This is a genomic window from Pseudoclavibacter soli DSM 23366 (genome assembly GCF_000423505.1).
Lineage (GTDB): Bacteria > Actinomycetota > Actinomycetes > Actinomycetales > Microbacteriaceae > Pseudoclavibacter_A > Pseudoclavibacter_A soli.
The window spans coordinates 329,611-349,428 of sequence record NZ_AUIC01000003.1 but is presented as its reverse complement, the minus strand read 5'-3'; the positions used below and the strand labels follow the sequence as shown (position 1 = coordinate 349,428).

The following is a 19,818-nucleotide window of genomic DNA, read 5'->3' as shown; positions in this document are numbered from 1 at the left end:
AAATGGTTACCCAGTGTTACGCTCAAAATGATCGTATACGATCACTGTTAAGGTGATCCTAACTAAAGGGAGATCAATGAAGGCTGCAGTCCTTGAAGAGTTCAATGCGCCGCTGAACGTCACTGACGTTCCAGACCCGGTGCTCACCGATGACGGTGCCATTATCTCGGTGCAGGCCTGTGGCATCTGCCGCAGTGACTGGCACGGCTGGAAGGGCGAGTGGACCGGCTTCCTGGCTCCGCTGCCCATGGTCGGTGGCCATGAGATGAGCGGCATCGTGACTGAGGTCGGCAAGAACGTGCACAAGGTGAAGCCGGGCGATCGCGTGATCGTTCCGTTCACCTGTGGCGACGGCACCTGCCAGGCCTGCCTCGAGGGCAACTCGAACGTGTGCGAGCACCAGACCATGCCGGGCTTCACCTACAACGGTGGCTTCGCCGAGTATGCTCACGTGCCCACCGCTGACTTCAACCTGATCCCGCTGCCCGAAGAGGTCGAGTTCGCTCAGGCTTCAGGCATGGGCTGCCGTTTCATGACCGCCTATCACGGCGTGCTGAGCGTCGGCAAGGTGCAGCCGGGCGAGTGGATCTCGGTGTACGGCTCGGGAGGCGTCGGCCTGTCGGCCATCCAGATCGCCACCGCTGCCGGTGCCAACGTGATCGCCATCGACATCGCCGATGACAAGCTCGACTTCGCCAGGAAGGTCGGCGCGGTGCACACCATCAACAGCATGAACACCGACGCAGCCGAGGCCGTTCGTGACCTCACCCACGGCGGTGCCGATGTCAGCGTCGACGCGCTGGGCATCAACGCCACGCTGCTGAGCTCGCTGAAGAGCGTCAAGCGCAAGGGCCGCGCCGTGCAGATCGGCATGACCCCGATGGGCGCCGACGGTCTGATTCCGCTCGATGTCAACGACATCATCGCCAACGAGATCTCGTACCTCGGTTCGTTCGGCATGCCGCGCGCTGAGTTCCCGCGCCTGCTCAACCAGGTTGCCACTGGCAAGCTGACCCCCGGTGACCTGGTCACCGGCGAGACCAGCCTGGGCGGCATCATCGACGTGTACAACGACATGTCGAACTTCAAGGTGAACGGCGTGACGGTCATCACAGACTTCACCAAGTAGTCACTTCACACAAAGATGCCCGCGGGTCTTACACTCGCGGGCATCTTTGCGTCTGCACGTGTGCAGTTTCTGGCTGCACGCCAGCTCTAGAGCTACGCAGATTCAGAGGTCGGCGGTGTCGAGTGAGTCGAGATAGCGCAGGATGACCCCCTCGCGCAGCGCCCATGGGCTCGCCTGCAGCTCGTCGGCCCCGAACACCTTCATCGCCTGATTGAGCACGACAGCGCCGCCCACGATTTGGAACGAGCGGTCGGCGGTAACTCCGGGCAGATTCTGGCGCTGCTCGGCGGGCACGCCGGCCAGGCGGGGCAGCCAGCGCTTGAGATCAGCACGCCGCAGCCACTGCGAGCTCAGGGCGCCATGGGTATGAGACTGGCCGGCCAGTCGGGCTAACGAGCGGATGGTCTTGGAGCTGCCGATCACATGGTCGGGCGCTGGCAGCGCGGCGAACGCATCGACCACGTCGCTCAGCTGCTCGAAAGCATAACGCTTGAGGCGAGAGATCTGCTCTTTGGTCGGCGGGTCATCATGCAGAAACCCGATGGTCGAGCGCCCAGCGCCCAGCGGCACGGATCGTGCCACCGTAGGGTACTCGGACGACCCGGCGGCAATCTCGAGCGAGCCGCCGCCGATGTCGAACAGCAGAATATTGCCCGACGACCAGCCAAACCAACGTCGTACGGCCAAAAACGTCAGACGCGCCTCGTCTTCGCCCTCGAGCACCTGCAGCCGCACGCCGGTCTGCTGCTCGATGTGGTCGATCACCCACGGGCCGTTGGTCGCTTCGCGCACTGCCGAGGTGGCAATCGCAATCAGCTTGTCGACTCGTTCGGCGCGTGCGCTCGCCGCGGCCTCGCGGATCGATCGCACCAGATGTTCGACACCGGCTTCATTGATGGAGCCGTCGGGCGCGAGATAGCGCATGAGCCGCAGCACAGACTTGTGCGTGGAATACGGCGAGGGGTTGGCGCCCGGGTGCGCGTCAACCACCACCAAGTGAACGGTGTTCGATCCGACGTCAAGCACTCCAAGTCGCATGGCTCCAGCCTAGTGGGCGCACTGAGGTTGCCTGCACACCTGCGCGGTGCACGAACGCGTCGCGCGTACAATCGTGGCGTGAGTGAAACTGCGAAGCGCGTTGCCCTGATCGACTCTGGCAAGGGGCTGCTGCCGACCGCAAAATGGATTCACCGGCTCGCGCCTGAGGTCGAAGTGCTGCTCGAGACCGACCCCGAGGGCGGGCCGTGGGGCGAGCGCGACCCTGGCGACGTGGTCGAACGCGTCTTCGCCATGGCGCGTCACGCGCGTGACCATGGCGCCAACGCGATCGCACTAGCCTGCAACACGGCGAGCATCGTCGCCCGTGAGCCGCTGCGTGAGCAGTTCGAACCACGCCTGCCGATCATCGCCACCGTTCCCGCGGTCAAGCCGGCTGCCGCGCGGCACCAGAGGTTCGCCGTCTGGGCGACTGCCACTACCGCACGTAGTGAGTACCTCGAAGACCTGATCTCGGTGTTCGCCACCGGCCGCGACGTCAGCGTAGTGGGCAGTCACGATCTTGCCGCGCAGATCGAAGCCGGGGATGAGGCCGGCATCGAAACGGCCGTGCAGCACCTCGTTGCCGAGACACCGAAAGACGTTGAGGCAGTGGTACTTGGCTGCACACACTATCCGCTGGTTTCTGACGTCATCGCCCGGCACCTGCCCGAAGGGGTCGCGTTGTTTGACAGCGCCGAGGCAGTGGCCCGCCAGACGCTGCGTCGCATGCGCATCGCACCCTCGGCAGATGTCGCCGCGTTCGCCGCAGACTCGTCATTCGCGGCAGCGGGGGTGCGCCGAGCCGACGAACTGGAGTGGGCCATCCGGCATCACCTCGACTGAGCGTCGCGCTCAAAGCTTGGGGTTCGGCAGGATGCGCGGGGTCGCTAGGCTTCGGCGGCCAGCAGTCTGCGGTGCAGTTCAGGCCACGCCGAGGCGAACCCCGGATGCAGGTCGAGCCGCTCAACATGTGTCAGCGGCACCCAAGCCAGCTCGAGGCTCTCAGCATCGGTGCGCACTGCCTCGAAGGGGTGCAACACGCGGGCGATGACGGTGACATACGACCAGAAGCCCAGATCGAGCACCTGCTCATCAAAGATCTGCACGGCATCGGCGGGAACACCCGCCTCTTCGCCCGCCTCGCGCAATGCAGCCTGCTGAGCCGTTTCACCAGTGCGGCGGGCGCCACCGGGCACGCCCCAGGTGCCACCATGGTGGCTCCATTCGACGCGGTGCTGCAGCAGCACACCGCGGTCGGTGTCGTGGGCGAGCAGCCCTGCGGCGCCGAAGCGGCCCCAGTATTTGGTGCCGTCGGGCCCCTCGACCCAGGCATCGCCGGCGTCACGCACAGCGTACTGATCGGGAGCAGGGTGCAGGTACTGGTTGTCACTCATGGCCTCAGTCTAGCCAGCCGACCCGTCTACACTGAAGGCATGACTCTCGACGACCGGCAGCCTGCGCTCGGTGCGCTGCTCGACGTCGATCACGATGCCGATGACGCAGATGCCGCCTTCGACGCGTTCATGCAGTGGGTTGGCGCGCAGGGCATTGAGCCATATGACGCGCAGCAGGAGGCACTGCTCGAGCTCGCCGCCGGGTCGCATGTGATTCTGGCCACCCCCACCGGCTCAGGCAAGTCGCTGGTGGCTCTCGGCGCGGTGTTCTTCGCGCTCTGGCGCGGTGAGCGGGCCGCCTACACTGCTCCGATCAAGGCGCTTGTCAGCGAGAAGTTCTTCGACATGGTCGAGCTGTTCGGCGCTCAGCGGGTGGGCATGGTTACCGGCGACTCGTCTGTCAACGGCAGTGCCGACGTGGTGTGTGCGACGGCCGAGATCGTGGCCAATCAGGCACTGCGTGATGGCGATGCCGCTGAACTCGCGGTGATTGTCATGGACGAATTCCATTATTACGGCGACCCCGAGCGCGGCTGGGCATGGCAGGTGCCGCTGTTGCTGCTGCGCGACAGCCGCTTTCTGCTGATGTCGGCCACCTTGGGCGATGTGAGCTGTATCCAGAGCGACCTCGCCCGACGAACCGAGCGCGAGGTGGCGCTGGTGACCAGCGTCACCCGGCCAGTGCCGCTGCACTTCGAATACTCCCTGACCCCGCTGCAAGAGTTGGTCGGTGAATTGGTTCACGCTCGGCGCGACCCGGTGTACATCGTGCATTTCTCGCAGGCGTCTGCCGTTGAGACTGCTCAGGCACTGATCAGTGCGGGGCTGGTGTCACGTGAGCGTCGCGACCGCATCGCTGAGGCAATCGGCGGATTCCGCTTCACCACCGGGTTTGGCAAGACGCTTTCACGCCTGGTTCGGGCCGGTATCGGTGTGCACCACGCCGGGCTGCTGCCGCGCTATCGACGCCTGGTCGAGCAGTTGGCTCAGCAGGGGCTGCTGCCGATCATCTGCGGCACCGACACTCTCGGCATCGGCATCAACGTGCCCATTCACACCGTGCTATTGACCGCACTGACTAAATTCGACGGCACCCGGCAGCGCCATCTGAGCGCGCGCGAGTTTCACCAGATCGCCGGGCGAGCCGGGCGCGCCGGGTTCGACACCGAAGGCGATGTGGTTGCGCAGGCGCCCGAACACGAGATCGAGAACGCGAAGCTCGCCAAGAAGTTTGCCGCCGACCCCAACAAAAAGCGCAAGGCGCTGCGCAAGAAGGCGCCCGCCGGGCAGGTCTCTTGGGGCGAGCCGAGCTTTCAGAAGCTCATCGCGGCCGAGCCCGAGCCGCTGCGCCCACAAATGCGCATCACCCACAGCATTCTGCTCAATGCGATCGCTCACGGAGGCGACGTCTTCACCCGGGTGCGCGATCTCATCTTCACCTCGCATGACACATGGCCGGCGCAGCTGGCCATGGCTCGCCGTGCCCTGCAGATCTACCGCACGCTGCGCGCAGCACAAGTGGTCGAGCAGCGCGGTTTTGATGACGGCCGCGTCATCATTCGGCTGGCAACAGGTGTCGACGATCAGATCGCGCTGAACCAGCCGCTGTCGCCGTTCGCGCTCGCCGCAGTCGAGCTGCTCGACCCCGAGTCGGAGTCATATGCACTCGACGTCATCTCGGTGGTCGAGGCGACCCTCGAAGATCCTCGCCCCGTGCTGTTTGCGCAGCAGAAACGCGAACGCGGCGAGGTCATCGCGCAGTTGAAGGCCGAGGGCGTCGAATACGACGAGCGCATGGAGATCGTCGAGACCGTCGAATGGCCGAAGCCGCTCGACGAGCTGCTGCAGGCAGCATTCGAACAGTACCTTCGCGAGGTGCCCTGGGCCGCCGACGAGCAGCTGCGCCCGAAGTCGGTGGTGCGCGACATGTTCGAGCGCGCGATGGACTTTCGCGATCTCATCGGGTTCTATGGCATCGCACGCTCTGAGGGTGTGGTGCTGCGCTACCTCTCTGACGCCTATCGCGCCCTCGCCCACACCGTGCCCGACGCCAAGAAGACCGACGAGCTGCGCACCATCATCGAATGGCTGGGCGTGCTCGTGCGCCAGGTCGATTCGAGCCTGCTCGACGAATGGGCCGAGCTGATCAACCCCGACACCGCCGAACTCGAAGCGCATGCACATGCCGACGATCGGCTGCTGCCGCCCAACCCGCCAAAGCTCAGCGACGATCGGCGCGGGTTCGAGATTCTCATTCGCAACGAGCTGTTCCGTCGCGTGCAACTGGCCGCGTTCGACCGCGTCGATGCGCTCGCGGCACTCGACGCCGAGGTGGGCGGTATGGATGCGGCAGCCTGGTCGGCAGCTCTCGAGCAGTATCACCAAGAGCACGCCGCAATCGGCTTCGATGCGCAGGCCCGCAGCCCCCGGCTCGTTGAGATCGATCGGGCCGATGCTGCAGCGTGGCAGGTGCGTCAGCGCGTGGTCGACCCCGAGGACGACCTCGACTGGGAGATCACCGCTCTCGTCGACATCGCGGCCTCGAACGACGAGGGTGACGCAGTGCTGCGCACGCTGGCGTTCGCGCCGGTCAGCGCTCGCGACTGAGACTAGTCTTCGCCGCGGGGCTCGAGCGCGGTGATGGCCGCCGGGTCGGTGCCGGTGGGGCCGACCTTCTGAGCGCCGCCGGGCGAGCCGATCTCCTGGAAGAACTCGGCGTTGATCGTGAGGTACTGCTCCCACTCTTCGGGCAGATCGTCTTCGTAGTAGATCGCCTCGACCGGGCAGACTGGCTCGCAGGCGCCGCAGTCGATGCACTCATCGGGGTGAATGTAGAGCGAGCGGTCACCCTCGTAGATGCAGTCGACGGGGCATTCGTCGACGCACGCCCGGTCTTTCACATCGACACAGGGCAGGGCGATCACGTAGGTCATTTCTCACTCCATCACAGATCAGCAGAATGCATGGTCAACGATACTCGGCTCATTCGTCAGCGAAAGGCAGGCGCGCCTCACCTAGCAGCCGAGCAGCGCGCACCCGCGCCGAGCGCAGCGCGGCTACGATCTGCTGCTCTCCGCCGACATCACCCTGCAGCCGGATGTGCATCACGTGCTTGGCCAGCGAGATCACCAGCGAGAACTCGAGATCGGCGTCGAGACGCACTGTCTCGTCGAATGCGGAGAGCCCGCGGTCGCGAGCCAGACGGGCGCTGATCAGCTCGATGAACTCGCGGCGGAAGGCCTCCATGCGGGCAGTGACCGAGGCGAAGAGCTCGCGATTGCGCTGCAGAATCGCGATGCGGCGCTCCCGCAGTGCACCAGACTCGGCGAACGTGCGGTCGGCGCTGGCCACCAGCGCGAAGATCACCTCGAGAGGGTCGTCGTCGCCGGCGAGCCCGCGCTGCAGGCGTTCGGCGTCGAGCTGCAGAAACACGTTGCCGATGACGGCATTCTCTTTGGTGCCGAAGTGGTTGAAAAACGTGCGCTGTGAGATCTCGCAGGCGGCGCAGATCTCATCGACCGAGACTTCGTCGAAGCCCCGCTCGTAGACCAGATTCACGGCAACCTGCTCGACCCGGGCGCGGAGCGCGCGCTGCTTTCGCTCGCGCAGCCCGGCAGCCCGTGGTGCTTCAGCTGGGGAGTGATCGGTCATCGACACGAGATTACTCTGCCGTCTCGCCGATCGCCTCACGTTCGAGCGAGGTCGACAGCGGATGCTCGACGACGAACAGCAGCAGCACGAACGCCACCAGCAGCAGCGGGATCAGCCACAGGAAGATCGGCGTCAGTGCATCGTTGTAGGCGCCGAGCACAATGCCGTGCAGCGGCTCGGGCAGCAACCCCACGATCTGCGGGGTGAATGACGAGAACGCATCGCCACCCTGCGCGACCTGCATGGCGGCGTCAGGAGAAGCCGCGACGCGGTCGGCGAGGTTTGTCGACAGCGCTGAGGTGAACATCGACCCCACGATCGACGAGCCGAGTGTGGCCCCGATCTCACGGAAGAAGTTGTTCGCACCTGTGGCAGTGCCCACCTCGCGCGACGAGAACTCATTCTGCACCACGAGCACGAGAATCTGCATGCCGAGACCGATGCCGGCGCCGATGACGAACACCCCGGTGCCGAGGAACCACAGTGAAGAGTCGACGGTGAGTTTCGACAGCAGGTACAGCCCGACGCTGGTCACCAGCATGCTGGCCAGGGGCATCCATTTGTAGTGCGGGGTGCGGCTGGCGAGCTGGCCGGAGGTAATCGAGGTGATCATGATGCCGAAGACCATCGGCAGCAGCAGCAGACCAGATTCGGTGGCACCGGTGTCGTGCACCACCTGAATGTACGTCGGCAGGTAGGCCATGGTGCCGAACATGGCGATGCCGATGGCCAGCCCGGCAGCCGTGGTCAGGTTGAAGTTGCGGTTGCGGAACAGGTGCAGCGGGATGATCGGGCTCTGCGCACGATGCTCGGCGAACAGAAAGCCCACGAGGAACACTGCGGTAGCTGCGAACAGCCCGATGATCTGCCAAGAGTTCCAGTCGTAGGTGCTGCCGCCCCAAGCGGTGGCGAGCACCAAGCAGGTGACCCAGATCGCCATCAGCGCAGTGCCGAGCACGTCGGGGCGCACGCTCGAGCGGGTGTGCTTAGGCAGGTGCAGCAGCGTCGCCAGGGCGAAGATGGCGAGCAGTGCGAGGGGCACGTTCATCCAGAACGCCCAGCGCCAGCCCACCGAGTCGGTGAACCAGCCGCCGAGCAGCGGCCCGGCTACGGCAGACAGCCCGAAGACGGCCCCCATCGGGCCCATGTATTTGCCGCGATCTTTCGGCGGCACCACATCGGCGATGACCGCCTGTGACAAGATCATCAGGCCGCCGCCGCCAATGCCCTGCACCGCGCGGCCGATGATGAGCCAGGTCATGTCTTGAGTGAGGCCGCCGATCACAGAGCCGATCAAGAAGAAGACGACGGCGCCGATGATGATCGACTTGCGGCCGATCAGGTCACCGACTTTGCCGTAGATGGGCATCATGATCGTCGCCGCCAGAATATAGGCGGTCGACACCCAGAGCATGTGGTCGACGCCGTCGAGCTCGCCGACGATGGTTGGCAGGGCAGTTGAGAAGATCATCTGGTCGAGCGAGCTGAGCAGCATCACGATGATCAGCGCCACGAAGATCAGGGTGATCTGGCGTTGAGGCAGTGCGGGTGCGTCGGTGTGGGGCGCTTCTGGCGCGGGCGAAGCCACAGACATTGGGGTCCTTACAGTTGGGGGATCGGGCGAACGGTGCCCAAAAACTTCAGTAACTATAAACTTGCAGTCACTGCAAAATCAAATTGGCGCGTGATCGCACAGCTGGTTCACATTTTGGATGCGGTGCGCACGAGCGCTGCTGGCTCGCTGGCGCCGTGGTTCAGCGGTGGCCTCGGGGCTTCTTACCGCGCGATGGGCGCTTTTTCGCCTGGCCACGTGGTGGGGTGTGGCCATGCTTGTCGCCTTGCGCAGACCGGCCTCTGCTGCGTTTGCCCGATTCGTTGGCGCGTTTTCTGCCAGTGCGTTTGGCCTCGGAGTGCTTGCCGCCAGCGGTGTTGACATCGGTGCGTTTCGACTCGGAGCGCTTCGACTGCGGTTTGGTGTGCGTGGCCTGCGCAGCACGGTCAGCCTCGGCTTCGAGCTGGCGTTCGGCGCCGAGATGCTTCGGCTGCCTGCCCTCGCTCTGCTGAGCCTCAGGCTCGTGCCGTGCGCGTTCGGCCACCTCGTCGCGTCGTGGCGCGGGCGGGCCAGCGATTTCGGCGACGACCGCTGAATCGGCGGTGGCCGGCATGATCTCGGCGTCAACACCGGCGGTGGCTATCACGCGACGAAGATCACCGGCCTGCCCGCCTAAGATCACACTGACTACGTGACCGGCGCGCCCAGCGCGCGCGGTGCGCCCCGAGCGATGCAAGTATGTTTTCGCATCGGCCGCTGGGTCGACGTGCACGACGAGCCCGACGCCGGGCACGTCGACGCCGCGAGCTGCCACGTCGGTGGCGACCAGCACACGGGCACGACCGCTGGCGAATCTGGCGAGGTGGTCGTCACGGGTGGCCTGCGAGAGGTCGCCCTGCAGATCGACCGCTGGGATGCCCGCGCGGCGCAGCGTCTGGGCGAGGCGTACCGCCCCGTGTCGTGTGCGCACGAACAATACCGATTGGCCGCGCCCACCGGCCAGCGCGGTTACCAACGGCTTCTTCTGTTGGAACGACTCGACCTGCAGCACGTGGTGGGTCATGCCGGCGACGCGATCGGTCAGATCGTTGACCGCGTGTTCGCGCGGGTCGTGAAGGAACTCGGCGACCAACTGATCGACGCCACCGTCGAGGGTGGCTGAGAAGAGCATCCGTTGGCCGTGGGCGGGCGTCGCGCGCAAGATGCGGGTGACTGCTGGCAGAAACCCCAGATCGGCCATGAAATCGGCCTCGTCGAGCACAGTGACTTCGACCTCGTCGAGGCGCAGCAGGCCCTGGCCCATGAGGTCTTCGAGTCGCCCGGGGCAGGCGACGACGATGTCGACGCCGCGCTGCAGCGCGCGCTCCTGTGGGCGCTGGGCGACTCCACCGAAGATGGTGGTGATTTTGAGCCCGTAGGCCTGAGCCAGAGGAGACACGACTTCGGCGATCTGCGTGGCCAGCTCACGGGTGGGGGCGAGCACGAGACCGACGGGGCGGCCGTGGCCACGGTCGGCTCTGGTGTCGACGCCCAGCCGGGCGACCAGCGGGATGGCGAAGGCGAGGGTCTTGCCTGATCCGGTGCTCGCACGACCCAGCAGATCGTGACCGGCAAGCGAATCGCGCAGGCTGTCAGCCTGAATGGCGAACGCCTGCGCAATGCCCTGCCGGGCCAGCACCTTGACCAGCGGGTTGGGCACGCCCAACTGCTGGAAGGTGGGAAGGTCTGAGGCGGGGCGAGAAGAGGACATGAGAGGGCGATTCTATCAGCGTGAGCGTGCCGCAGGCGGGGGCGTCATGGTTCACACCGCGGCAATCTGACAGGCCGTACAGTAGATGCCGTGACGAGTCTTGTGACGGCCCAGGCCGTGCTGTTCGACCTCGATGGTGTGCTCACCCCGACTGCCGAGGTGCATGAGCGCGCCTGGCGAGCTCTCTTCGAGCAGGCCTTCGACCATTTTAGGGTGGCGCGCCCCTATACCCAGGCCGACTACCTGGCCCACGTCGACGGGCGGCCCCGGTTTGCCGGCGTCGCCGCCGTGCTGGCTGATCGCGGGGTGAGTCTGCCAGAGGGGTCACCTGATGACCCGGCGTCGCTCAACACCGTGTGCGGCCTCGGCAACCTGAAGAACGACCTGTTTCGCCGCACGCTCGATGCCGAAGGGGTGACCCCATACCCGGGGTCGGTCGCGCTGCTCGACGTGCTCGCGGTGCACGGCGTGCCGGTCGCAGTGGTCAGCTCTTCGCGCAATGCCGCCGCGGTGCTCGAGGCTGCCGGGCTCGCTGATCGATTCGAGGTCGTGGTCGACGGGCTGGTCGCCGCGCAGCTCGGGCTCGCCGGCAAGCCAGCGCCCGATACCTACCTGCATGCGGCAAAGCTGTTGGGCGTGCGCCCGGAGAATACCGCGGTGGTCGAAGACGCGCTCTCGGGCGTTGCCTCCGGCGCAGCCGGCGGCTTCGCCCCGGTCATCGGCGTTGACCGTGGTGCCGGCAGCGCCGAGCTGCTGGCCGCGGGGGCCGATCTGGTGGTCGACGATCTGGCCGAGCTGGCTGACGTTGCACCGTTGTCGAAGGGAGACGCATGAGCACCTCAGGAAGACTGGCCTTGGGGCGGGAGTGGAACCCCGAAGACATTGACCGCACCCGCTTCACCGTTGATGAGTGGAGCCTGCGGGAAGACCGCTTCGACGAGCGCGACTTCGGCCACACCGAGGCGCTGTTCACCGTGTCAAACGGCTATATCGGCTTTCGCGGCAACTATGAAGAGGGCCGCTCCAATCACGAGCAGGGCAGCTACGTCAGTGGTCTGCACGAGACCTGGCAGATTCATCACGCCGAAGACGCCTTCGGCTTTGCCACCGTCGGCCAGTCGATGGTCAACGCTCCCGACGCCCGCCCCATGCGCCTGTACGTCGACGACGAGCCGTTCATCCCCGATAAGGCCGAGATTCTCGACTACCACCGCCGGCTCGACTTTCGCAGTGGCGAGCTGACCCGGGAGATCTTGTGGCGCACGCCCGAGGGCAAGCTGGTCTCGATCCAGTCATCGCGACTGGTCTCATTCACGCAACGGCATCTCGCGCTGATGCGTCTCACCGTCACCATGGTCGAGGGGGATGCCCCCATCGCACTTTCGTGCCAGATTCTCAACCGGCAAGATGGCGAAGACGAATTCGGTGTGGTGCAGCACTCGCTGGGCAAAGGTATCGAGCCGCGCAAGGCTGCGGCCTTCTCGCACCGAGTGTTCGAACCCCGGTACCGCGATCAGCAGGGGCTGCGCAGTGTGCTCGGCTACCGTGTCGCGAAGTCGGGCATGACCGTTGCCGTTGCGGCGGATCACCGCATCGAGACCGGCAACGAATACCAGACCAGCGGCACGATCTCTGACGATCGCGCGCGCAACGTGTTCGAGATCGAAGCGCGTGAAGGCGTGCCCACCACGGTCACAAAATACGTGGCGTACCACACCTCCAATGGCTACCCAGTGCAAGAGCTGGTCGACCGCTGCGGGCGCACGCTCGATCGTGCGATGGCCGATGGTGCCGAAGAAATCCGCCGCCAGCAGCGGGCCTGGCTCGATGAGTTCTGGGAACGCTCCGATGTGCGCGTTGCCGATCAGCCCGAGATTCAGCAGGCGGTGCGCTTCAATCTCTTTCAGGTGATTCAGGCCTCTGCTCGGGCTGAACAGCGCGGCATACCCGCGAAAGGCCTCACCGGTTCGGGGTACAACGGGCATTACTTCTGGGATGGCGAGATCTTCATCCTGCCGTTCCTCGTCTACAGCAACCCCGAAGTTGCCCGCAACGCGCTGCGCACCCGCGTGCAGATGCTCGACCAGGCGCGCGCTCGAGCCGTTGAGCTCAGCGTCGACGGGGCGCTGTTTCCGTGGCGCACTATCAACGGCGAGGAGTCGTCGGCGTATTACGCCGCCGGCACCGCGCAGTACCACATCGATGCCGACATCACCTACGCCATCGCGAAGTATGTGCGAGCCACCGGCGACACCGAGTTTCTCGCTCGCGAGGCGATCGACGTGGTGGTCGAGACGGCGCGCATGTGGGCATCCCTCGGCTTCTGGCGCGGGTTCAACGGGCGGCGCACCTTCAATATTCACGGCGTGACCGGCCCCGACGAGTACACGACGGTGGTCAACAACAACCTGTTCACGAATGTGATGGCGCAGTTCAACCTGCAGTATGCGGTGGATGCGCTGGCCGAGATCGCTCTCAAGCATCCAGACGATGCCGCGCTGGCCCGCACCCGGCTGCACATCACCGATGACGAAGTGGAGCGGTGGGCGCAGCAGGCAGCGCACATGGAGATTCCGTTCAACGAGCACTTCGGCATTCATCCGCAAGACGAGCAGTTTCTCGATCGCGAGGTCTGGGATCTGGCGGGCACGCCGCTCGACAAGCGGCCGCTGCTGCTGCACTTCCATCCGCTGGTGATCTACCGGTTCCAGGTGATCAAGCAGGCTGACACTGTGCTGGCACTGTACCTGCGCAGCGATGCCTTCACCGCCCATGAGAAGCTCGCCGACTTCGAGTACTACGACCCGATCACCACGGGCGACTCGACACTGTCGGGCGGAGTGCAGTCGATCGTGGCCGCTGAGGTGGGGTATCAGGAGCTTGCGTACGACTACTTCGTCAACGCACTGTTCACCGATCTCGACAACCTGCACCGCAATACCGACGACGGGCTGCATATGGCCTGTGCCGGGGTGCTCTGGAGCGCATTGGTGTCTGGATTCGGCGGGCTGCGCGACGTCACCGGCGAACTCGCCTTCGACCCGCGGCTGCCCGAACGCTGGAGCGAGCTGTCGTTTCCGCTGACGGTACAGAGCACTCGGGTGCGTTTCACCGTGACCCGCGATGCGCTGCGGGCCGAGGTTGAGGTGGGCGACCGGGTGCGCTTCACGGTGCGGGGCCGACCCTACGAGGTGCGTGCCGGCCAGCTGTGCGTCGTGCCGCTTGACGGGCAGGGGCCAGTGCTGCCCGGCGAACCAGATATCTCGCAGCTGGGCGAGCTGCGTCGCGAAGACGGCACACTGCTGACCACCTCGATTCCGGTGCAGACCGGCTCGATTCCGCTGCCGCACACGGTCGCTGAGGCGTGAGCGCGTCGGCTGCGCGCACTTGTCGCTGATACCCCCATGGGGTACTCTGAGAGAGATCTCGGAGGAGCGATGGACACACAGCAGCAGCTCACACTCGACGTCACCGGCATGACCTGCGCCTCATGCGTGGGGCGTGTCGAGCGCGCACTCAACAAAGTCGACGGCGTCGAGGCGAGTGTCAACCTCGCTACCGAGCAGGCGCACCTCTCACTGGCCGACGGTGTCAGCGTTGAGAGTCTGATCGCGGCTGTCGAAGACCAGGGCTATCACGCGAGTGTGCACGCCGACGCACGCCGGGCATCCACCGATGACACTGCTGCCGCACCAGACCCGCAGCAGGCGGCGCTGGCCCAGCTGCGGCAGCGTCTGATCGTCTCGGCCTGGCTGACTGTGCCTGTCGTGCTGCTGTCGATGGTGCCGGCACTGCAATTCACGCACTGGCAGTGGCTGGCCCTGACCTTGGCATCACCAGTCGTGGTGTGGGGCGGGTGGCCGTTCCACCGTTCTGCCTGGCTGAACCTGCGTCACGGCACCATGACGATGGACACCCTGGTGTCGCTCGGCACCATCGCCTCGTTCGCCTGGTCGCTGTACGCGCTGTTTCTCGGCGGCGCCGGTGACATGCCCGCCATGCACGAGTGGCCGTGGCAGGCCTCGACCATGTCGCCCGGCCACAGCATCTACCTCGAGGCGGCGGCTGGGGTCACCACGCTGGTGCTGGCCGGCCGCTACGCCGAGCGTCGCGCCAGGCGCCAGGCAGGTGAGGCGCTACGCCAGCTGATCGCGCTGGCCCCGCAGCAGGTCACGGTGCTCAGGGGCGCGCAGGATGCCCCGGTCACCATCGCAGCCGACAGCCTGCAGGTGGGTGAACGCTTCGTGGTGGCCCCGGGCAAGCCGATCGCCACCGATGGCGTGGTTGAATCGGGCGTAACGGCCATCGATACGCAGGCGGTCACCGGCGAGACCCAGCCGACTCGAGTGGGGGTGGGCGACGCCGTTGTGGGCGCGACTGTGAACCTCGAGCAGCGCATTGTGGTGCGAGCCACGGCGGTTGGGGAGCAGACCCAGCTGGGGCAGATGGTGCACCTCGTCGAGCAGGCCCAGGCCGGCAAGGCTCCGGTGCAGCGTATGGTCGACCGAGTCTCGCAGGTGTTCGTGCCGGTGGTGCTGGTGCTGTCGGTGATCACGCTGATCGCCTGGCTGGTTCTCACCGGAGACCCGGCGCGCTCCTTCAGCGCGGCAGTTGCGGTGCTGATCATCGCCTGCCCGTGTGCGCTGGGCCTTGCCACGCCGACCGCTCTGTTGGTCGGCACCAGTCGAGCTGCCCAGCTGGGCATTCTGATCAGAGGGCCGCAGGTGCTCGAGACCACCCGCACGGTCGATACTGTGGTATTCGACAAGACGGGCACACTGACCACCGGGCGCATGCGGGTGGCCGACACTCACCTGGCCGACCCTGCCGAACGGGCACAAGTCTGGCGCGCGGTGCTCGCCCTCGAGGCTGGCACTGGGCATCCGGTCGGTCAGGCGCTGATCACCCACGCCCGCGACGTGCTGGGCGATGACGCCACGGTCGCGCAAGTCGATGATCGCACGGTGCTCGCCGGGCTTGGCGTGCGCGGCAGCGTCGACGGCCAAGCCGTGCTCGTCGCCTCACCGCGGGGCTTCGATGAGGCATGGCAGCGTGACGCCGACGACTTTGCGCAGACCGAGGCGATGACTGAGGTCTGGGTGGGCTGGGGCGGGCGGGTGCGCGCTGGCATCGGCCTGACCGATGACGTGCGTGAGTCAGCTGCGGGCGCGGTGCGCGAGCTGCAGCAGGCCGGGCTCAACGTGATTCTGTTGTCTGGCGACCGGCAGCCAGCAGCCGAAGCCGTGGGCCGTCGACTCGGCATCGCCGCGGGGCAGGTGCGTGCCGAGGTGGCACCGGCCGACAAGGCGCGAGTCATCGCCGAGCTGCAGCAGGCCGGGCATCACGTGGCCATGGTCGGCGACGGCATCAACGACGCAGCGGCCCTGGCGCAGGCAGACTTGGGCATTGCGTTGGCCAGCGGCACCGACATCGCCATCGAATCCGCCGACATCACCGTGCTCACCGACGATCTGGCACAGGTGCCGCGCGCACTCAGGCTGTCGAAGCGCACACTGGGCACCATTCGCGGCAACCTGTTCTGGGCCTTTGCATACAATGTCGCAGCCATCCCGCTGGCGGCGTTCGGGCTGCTGACCCCGATGGTCGCCGGCGCGGCCATGGCGTTCTCGAGCGTGTTCGTGGTGGGCAACAGCCTGCTGCTGCGTCGGGTGCGCTGACTGCCAAGCGCAGTCATCTCGGGCGGCGAAGAGCGGGTCGTGCAGTCGAGTGGGCATCCTGCGCAATTCGTATACGCAGGCGACGCACTCGGCTCACCGGTGCCGCTCGCGACTACCATGGGCGGCATGGGAATCAGGAACGAACGTGCCGCGAACCTGCCGGCCAAGCTCTCACGCAGCTGGCTGCTCGCCGCACCGCACAGCGAACAGGTGATGCTCGACGCGCTGGCCAGTGAGGCCGATTCAGTCGTGTTCGACATCGAGGACGGCATTCCAGACGATGACAAGGCACAGGCGCGCGAACTGGTCGCCACGGCACTGAACAACGGCCTCTCTGGGTGGGTGCGCATCAACCCGGCGGGCACCGATCTGTGGCGTGAAGACGTCGAGGCGCTCAACGGCTCGCAGGGGCTGCGCGGGGTGATGCTCGCCAAGACCGAGACCCCTGAGCAGGTCGCGGCAACGGGGCAGGCACTGACGCCGGGCACCCCGGTGGTGGCCCTGCTCGAGTCGGGGCTCGGCATCGAGAACGCACCATTTATCGCCAAGGCACAGGGCACATTTCGGCTGGCGTTCGGCACCGGCGACTTTCGGCGCGATACCGGCGCCGGCAGCACTCCGCTGGCGCTGGCATATGCGCGCTCGCGGCTGGTGGTCGCCTCGCGTGTGGGCGAGCTGCCCGGCCCCATCGACGGGCCGGTGCTCAGCGATGACCCGGGCATCATCGGCACGGCCTGCCAGGTCACTGTCGAGATGGGCATGACTGGCAAGCTCACGCTGGGCACCTCGCAGGCGCCGCAGATCAACGAGCACCTCTCGCCGAGCGCGTCAGAGATCGCCTGGGCGCGCGATCTGCTCACCAAGGATGCCCAAGGCGCCGGAGGCGGCGACGGCAGCTACCTCCCGCGTCTGTCGCGTGCTAAGAAGGTGTCGCGGCTGGCGGAGTCGTACGGGCTCTGGAACCGCTGAGTGCTTCGAAGGTGTTGAAGGGTCGCAGAGCGCTTCGAAGGTGTTGAAGCGTCGCAGAAGTGTCGCAAAGTGCGGTTATGTCTGTGCGTAGTCGCATTTGGTGACACCTGAACCGGGGCGGCAGCAGTGCTGATGCGGTCTGGGTGAAGCCCCGGAGGTTTGGGGAGTTGGCCGCCCGTCACGTCGTAGCCTGAACCATATGCAGAGAACGCACGGCTGCACCGTCTTTCACAGGCGGGCAGCCGAGCGTTCTCTGTCGAGCTGAGGCTCAGCGCTGATGCTCGGCGATCTGCAGCCAGGTGTCAACCACAGTGTCGGGGTTCAGCGAGATGGTCTGAATGTGCTGGTCGACCAGCCACTCGGCCAGATCAGGGTGATCGCTCGGGCCCTGCCCGCAGATGCCGACGTATTTGCCAGCCTTGTTCGCGGCGTTGATGGCCAAGCTCAGCAGCTGCTTGACGGCGGGGTTGCGCTCGTCGAACTCGTTGGCCACCAGCGACGAGTCGCGGTCGAGGCCGAGGGTCAGCTGAGTCATGTCGTTCGAGCCGATCGAGAAACCGTCGAAGTGCTCCAAGAACTGATCGGCCAGCAGTGCGTTGCTCGGGATCTCGCACATCATGTAGACCTCGAGGCCGTTCTCGCCACGCACCAGACCGTTCTCTGCCATCAGATCGATGACGGCCTTGGCCTCGTCAACCGTGCGCACAAACGGAATCATCAGCTTGACGTTGGTCAGCCCGATCTCATCGCGCACGTATTTCATGGCCTCGCACTCGAGCTCGAAGCAGGCCTTGAAATCGTCAGAGACGTAGCGCGACGCGCCGCGCCAGCCAAGCATCGGGTTCTCTTCGTGCGGTTCGTAGCGCGGGCCGCCAATAAGGTTGGCGTATTCGTTCGACTTGAAGTCACTCAGACGCACCACGACCGGCTTGGGAGCGAAGGCAGCGGCAATCATCGAGACACCTTCGGCAACGCGCTTGACGAAGTAGTCACGCGGGCTGTCGTAGGCGGCAATGCGCTGCTCAATCTCTGCCTTGAGCTCGGGCTCTTGGTCATCGAGCTCGAGCAAGGCGCGCGGGTGGATGGCCACCTGACGGTTGATGATGAACTCGAGGCGTGCCAGACCGACACCTGCGTTCGGCAGCTTAGCGAAAGTGAACGCCTGGTCGGGCGTGCCCACGTTCATCAGAATCTTGACCGGGATCTCGGGCATGTGATCGAGCTCGGTCTTCTGCAGATCGAAGTCGACCAGGCCGTCGTAGACGAAGCCGGTCTCGCCCTCAGCGCAGGAAACGGTGACCGGGGTGCCCTCGGCCAGCGCAACGGTGGCGTCACCGGTGCCGACGACCGCGGGGATGCCCAGCTCGCGGGCAATGATCGCCGCGTGGCAGGTGCGACCGCCACGGTTGGTGATGATCGCGCTCGCGCGCTTCATGATGGGTTCCCAGTCGGGGTCGGTGATGTCGGCGACGAGCACGTCGCCCTCGGCGAAGTCAGCCATCTGGTCGAGTGAGCTGAGCACGCGCACCGGGCCGGCGCCGATGCGCTGGCCGATGGCACGACCCTCGATGAGCACGTCGGCGCGCTTGCCGCTGATGCTGAAGCGCTCGAGCTGCGAGGCATCGGTTTCGCGTGAACGCACGGTCTCGGGGCGAGCCTGCAGCACATAGATGCGACCGTCGACACCGTCTTTGCCCCACTCGATGTCCATCGGGCGGCCGTAGTGCGCCTCGATGGCCAGCGCGTGGCGGGCCAGCTCTTGCACCTCGTCGTCGGTCAGGCTGAGCAGACGGCGCTGTGCCGGGTCGACATCGACGAACTCGGTCGAACGGCCGACCGACTGATCGTCGGTGTAGACCATCTTGAGTGCCTTTTCGCCGACCGAACGCTTGAGGATGGCCGGGCGCCCCTCACGCAGCGCGGGCTTGTACACGTAGAACTCGTCGGGGTTGACCGCACCCTGCACGACGCCCTCGCCCAGGCCGAACGCGCTGGTGATGAACACTGCGTCGGAGAAGCCCGACTCGGTGTCGAGGGTGAACATCACGCCGGAAGAGCCGATGTCGGAACGCACCATGCGCTGAATGCCCGCAGAGAGCGCAACATCTTCGTGGCTGTAGTGGTTGTGCACGCGGTAGGCGATCGCGCGATCGTTGTACAACGAGGCAAACACCTCTTTGATCGCGGCGAGCACGTTGTCGATACCGCGCACATTCAAGAAGGTCTCTTGTTGGCCGGCGAATGAGGCGTCGGGCAAGTCTTCGGCGGTGGCCGATGAGCGCACCGCGAATGAGATCGCCGCCGGGTCAGGGTATGAGCCGGTGAGCTTCTCGAAGGCGCTGCGGATGTCAGCCTCGAGATCGTCGGGGAATGGGGTGTCGCGCACCTTCTGGCGGATATCTTTGCCCGCAGCGGCCAGAGCCACCACATCGTCGGCATCGAGATCAGCGAGGGTCGCAAAGATGTAGTCGCGCACGCCCGACTTCTCGAGGAAAGTGTGGAACGCCTCGGCGGTGGTGGCGAAGCCCTCCGGCACGTTCACCCCGGCCGACGAGAGATTCTGGATCAGCTCGCCGAGTGAGGCGTTCTTGCCGCCCACTTTGTCGATGTCATCGAGGCCAGCCTCGGTGAACCACAGCACGTTTTCAGACACAAGA

The 19,818-nt window shown here is 65.6% G+C and carries 14 protein-coding genes; 7 read left to right on the top strand and 7 right to left on the bottom strand.

Annotated features, from left to right (window positions below; translation table 11 throughout):
• The first annotated feature begins 76 nt into the window (after positions 1-76).
• Positions 77-1,129, top strand: a complete 1,053-nt coding sequence (locus G557_RS0101610) for a zinc-dependent alcohol dehydrogenase family protein (RefSeq protein WP_028244701.1) — start codon at positions 77-79, stop codon at positions 1,127-1,129.
• Between the two features lie 102 nt (positions 1,130-1,231).
• Here the strand turns inward: G557_RS0101610 and G557_RS0101605 are convergent, their stop codons facing one another.
• Entirely contained in the window at positions 1,232-2,167 is a 936-nt protein-coding gene (locus G557_RS0101605; RefSeq protein ID WP_028244700.1) for a Ppx/GppA phosphatase family protein, read from the bottom strand.
• 78 nt (positions 2,168-2,245) lie between these two features.
• Here G557_RS0101605 and G557_RS10975 point away from each other — a divergent pair, with 78 nt between their 5' ends.
• Positions 2,246-3,010, top strand: coding sequence for a glutamate racemase (locus G557_RS10975; RefSeq protein ID WP_084626946.1), 765 nt, complete (start codon positions 2,246-2,248; stop codon positions 3,008-3,010).
• Positions 3,011-3,054: 44 nt separating this feature from the next.
• Here G557_RS10975 and G557_RS0101595 read toward each other — a convergent pair whose 3' ends face one another.
• The gene (locus G557_RS0101595) at positions 3,055-3,561 is read right to left on the bottom strand and encodes an NUDIX domain-containing protein (RefSeq protein ID WP_051224064.1); all 507 of its coding nucleotides are present in this window, start codon (positions 3,559-3,561) and stop codon (positions 3,055-3,057) included.
• Positions 3,562-3,600: 39 nt separating this feature from the next.
• Between G557_RS0101595 and G557_RS10970 the strand changes: the two genes are divergently transcribed.
• On the top strand, positions 3,601-6,168 hold the full coding sequence (locus tag G557_RS10970; RefSeq protein WP_084626904.1) for a DEAD/DEAH box helicase: 2,568 nt from the start codon (positions 3,601-3,603) through the stop codon (positions 6,166-6,168).
• A gap of 2 nt (positions 6,169-6,170) precedes the next feature.
• On the opposite strand, the gene fdxA is transcribed toward G557_RS10970, so the two are convergent.
• The 4 genes from fdxA to G557_RS10960 form a co-directional block, all read right to left on the bottom strand.
• Positions 6,171-6,494 carry a ferredoxin gene (gene fdxA / locus G557_RS0101585; RefSeq protein ID WP_028244698.1) on the bottom strand — a complete coding sequence of 108 codons (324 nt, stop codon included), beginning with the start codon at positions 6,492-6,494 and terminating at the stop codon, positions 6,171-6,173.
• Positions 6,495-6,543: 49 nt separating this feature from the next.
• Positions 6,544-7,212 (bottom strand): TetR family transcriptional regulator, encoded by a 669-nt coding sequence (locus tag G557_RS13205; RefSeq protein WP_156877043.1) that lies wholly within the window; start codon positions 7,210-7,212, stop codon positions 6,544-6,546.
• Between the two features lie 10 nt (positions 7,213-7,222).
• Positions 7,223-8,806, bottom strand: coding sequence for an MDR family MFS transporter (locus tag G557_RS0101575; protein WP_028244697.1), 1,584 nt, complete (start codon positions 8,804-8,806; stop codon positions 7,223-7,225).
• A gap of 160 nt (positions 8,807-8,966) precedes the next feature.
• Complete coding sequence (locus G557_RS10960) at positions 8,967-10,514, bottom strand: DEAD/DEAH box helicase (RefSeq protein WP_084626903.1); 1,548 nt, start codon at positions 10,512-10,514, stop codon at positions 8,967-8,969.
• Positions 10,515-10,604: 90 nt separating this feature from the next.
• Between G557_RS10960 and G557_RS0101565 the strand changes: the two genes are divergently transcribed.
• The 4 genes from G557_RS0101565 (at position 10,605) to G557_RS0101550 (ending at position 17,161) form a co-directional block, all read left to right on the top strand.
• Positions 10,605-11,348: an HAD family hydrolase gene (locus G557_RS0101565; RefSeq protein WP_028244696.1), complete on the top strand. Its 744-nt coding sequence runs from the start codon at positions 10,605-10,607 to the stop codon at positions 11,346-11,348.
• The gene (locus G557_RS0101560; protein ID WP_051224059.1) at positions 11,345-13,882 is read left to right on the top strand and encodes a glycoside hydrolase family 65 protein; all 2,538 of its coding nucleotides are present in this window, start codon (positions 11,345-11,347) and stop codon (positions 13,880-13,882) included. The genes G557_RS0101565 and G557_RS0101560 overlap by 4 nt, the downstream gene beginning before the upstream one ends.
• Positions 13,883-13,951: 69 nt before the next feature.
• Positions 13,952-16,192 carry a heavy metal translocating P-type ATPase gene (locus G557_RS0101555; RefSeq protein ID WP_028244694.1) on the top strand — a complete coding sequence of 747 codons (2,241 nt, stop codon included), beginning with the start codon at positions 13,952-13,954 and terminating at the stop codon, positions 16,190-16,192.
• Positions 16,193-16,318: 126 nt separating this feature from the next.
• The gene (locus tag G557_RS0101550; protein WP_028244693.1) at positions 16,319-17,161 is read left to right on the top strand and encodes an HpcH/HpaI aldolase/citrate lyase family protein; all 843 of its coding nucleotides are present in this window, start codon (positions 16,319-16,321) and stop codon (positions 17,159-17,161) included.
• A gap of 268 nt (positions 17,162-17,429) precedes the next feature.
• Here the strand turns inward: G557_RS0101550 and ppsA are convergent, their stop codons facing one another.
• Complete coding sequence (gene ppsA / locus G557_RS0101545) at positions 17,430-19,814, bottom strand: phosphoenolpyruvate synthase (protein ID WP_028244692.1); 2,385 nt, start codon at positions 19,812-19,814, stop codon at positions 17,430-17,432.
• Between the last annotated feature and the right edge of the window lie 4 nt (positions 19,815-19,818).

Excerpts from the sequence above, each read along its gene's own strand:
- G557_RS0101550 (WP_028244693.1), top strand. The coding sequence starts at position 16,319 with ATGGGAATCAGGAACGAACGTGCCGCGAACCTGCCGGCCAAGCTCTCA.
- G557_RS10970 (WP_084626904.1), top strand. The coding sequence starts at position 3,601 with ATGACTCTCGACGACCGGCAGCCTGCGCTCGGTGCGCTGCTCGACGTC.
- G557_RS0101595 (WP_051224064.1), bottom strand. The coding sequence starts at position 3,561 with ATGAGTGACAACCAGTACCTGCACCCTGCTCCCGATCAGTACGCTGTG.
- G557_RS0101555 (WP_028244694.1), top strand. The coding sequence starts at position 13,952 with ATGGACACACAGCAGCAGCTCACACTCGACGTCACCGGCATGACCTGC.
- G557_RS0101575 (WP_028244697.1), bottom strand. The coding sequence starts at position 8,806 with ATGTCTGTGGCTTCGCCCGCGCCAGAAGCGCCCCACACCGACGCACCC.
- G557_RS13205 (WP_156877043.1), bottom strand. The coding sequence starts at position 7,212 with ATGACCGATCACTCCCCAGCTGAAGCACCACGGGCTGCCGGGCTGCGC.
- G557_RS0101605 (WP_028244700.1), bottom strand. The coding sequence starts at position 2,167 with ATGCGACTTGGAGTGCTTGACGTCGGATCGAACACCGTTCACTTGGTG.
- G557_RS10960 (WP_084626903.1), bottom strand. The coding sequence starts at position 10,514 with ATGTCCTCTTCTCGCCCCGCCTCAGACCTTCCCACCTTCCAGCAGTTG.
- G557_RS0101610 (WP_028244701.1), top strand. The coding sequence starts at position 77 with ATGAAGGCTGCAGTCCTTGAAGAGTTCAATGCGCCGCTGAACGTCACT.
- G557_RS0101560 (WP_051224059.1), top strand. The coding sequence starts at position 11,345 with ATGAGCACCTCAGGAAGACTGGCCTTGGGGCGGGAGTGGAACCCCGAA.
- fdxA (WP_028244698.1), bottom strand. The coding sequence starts at position 6,494 with ATGACCTACGTGATCGCCCTGCCCTGTGTCGATGTGAAAGACCGGGCG.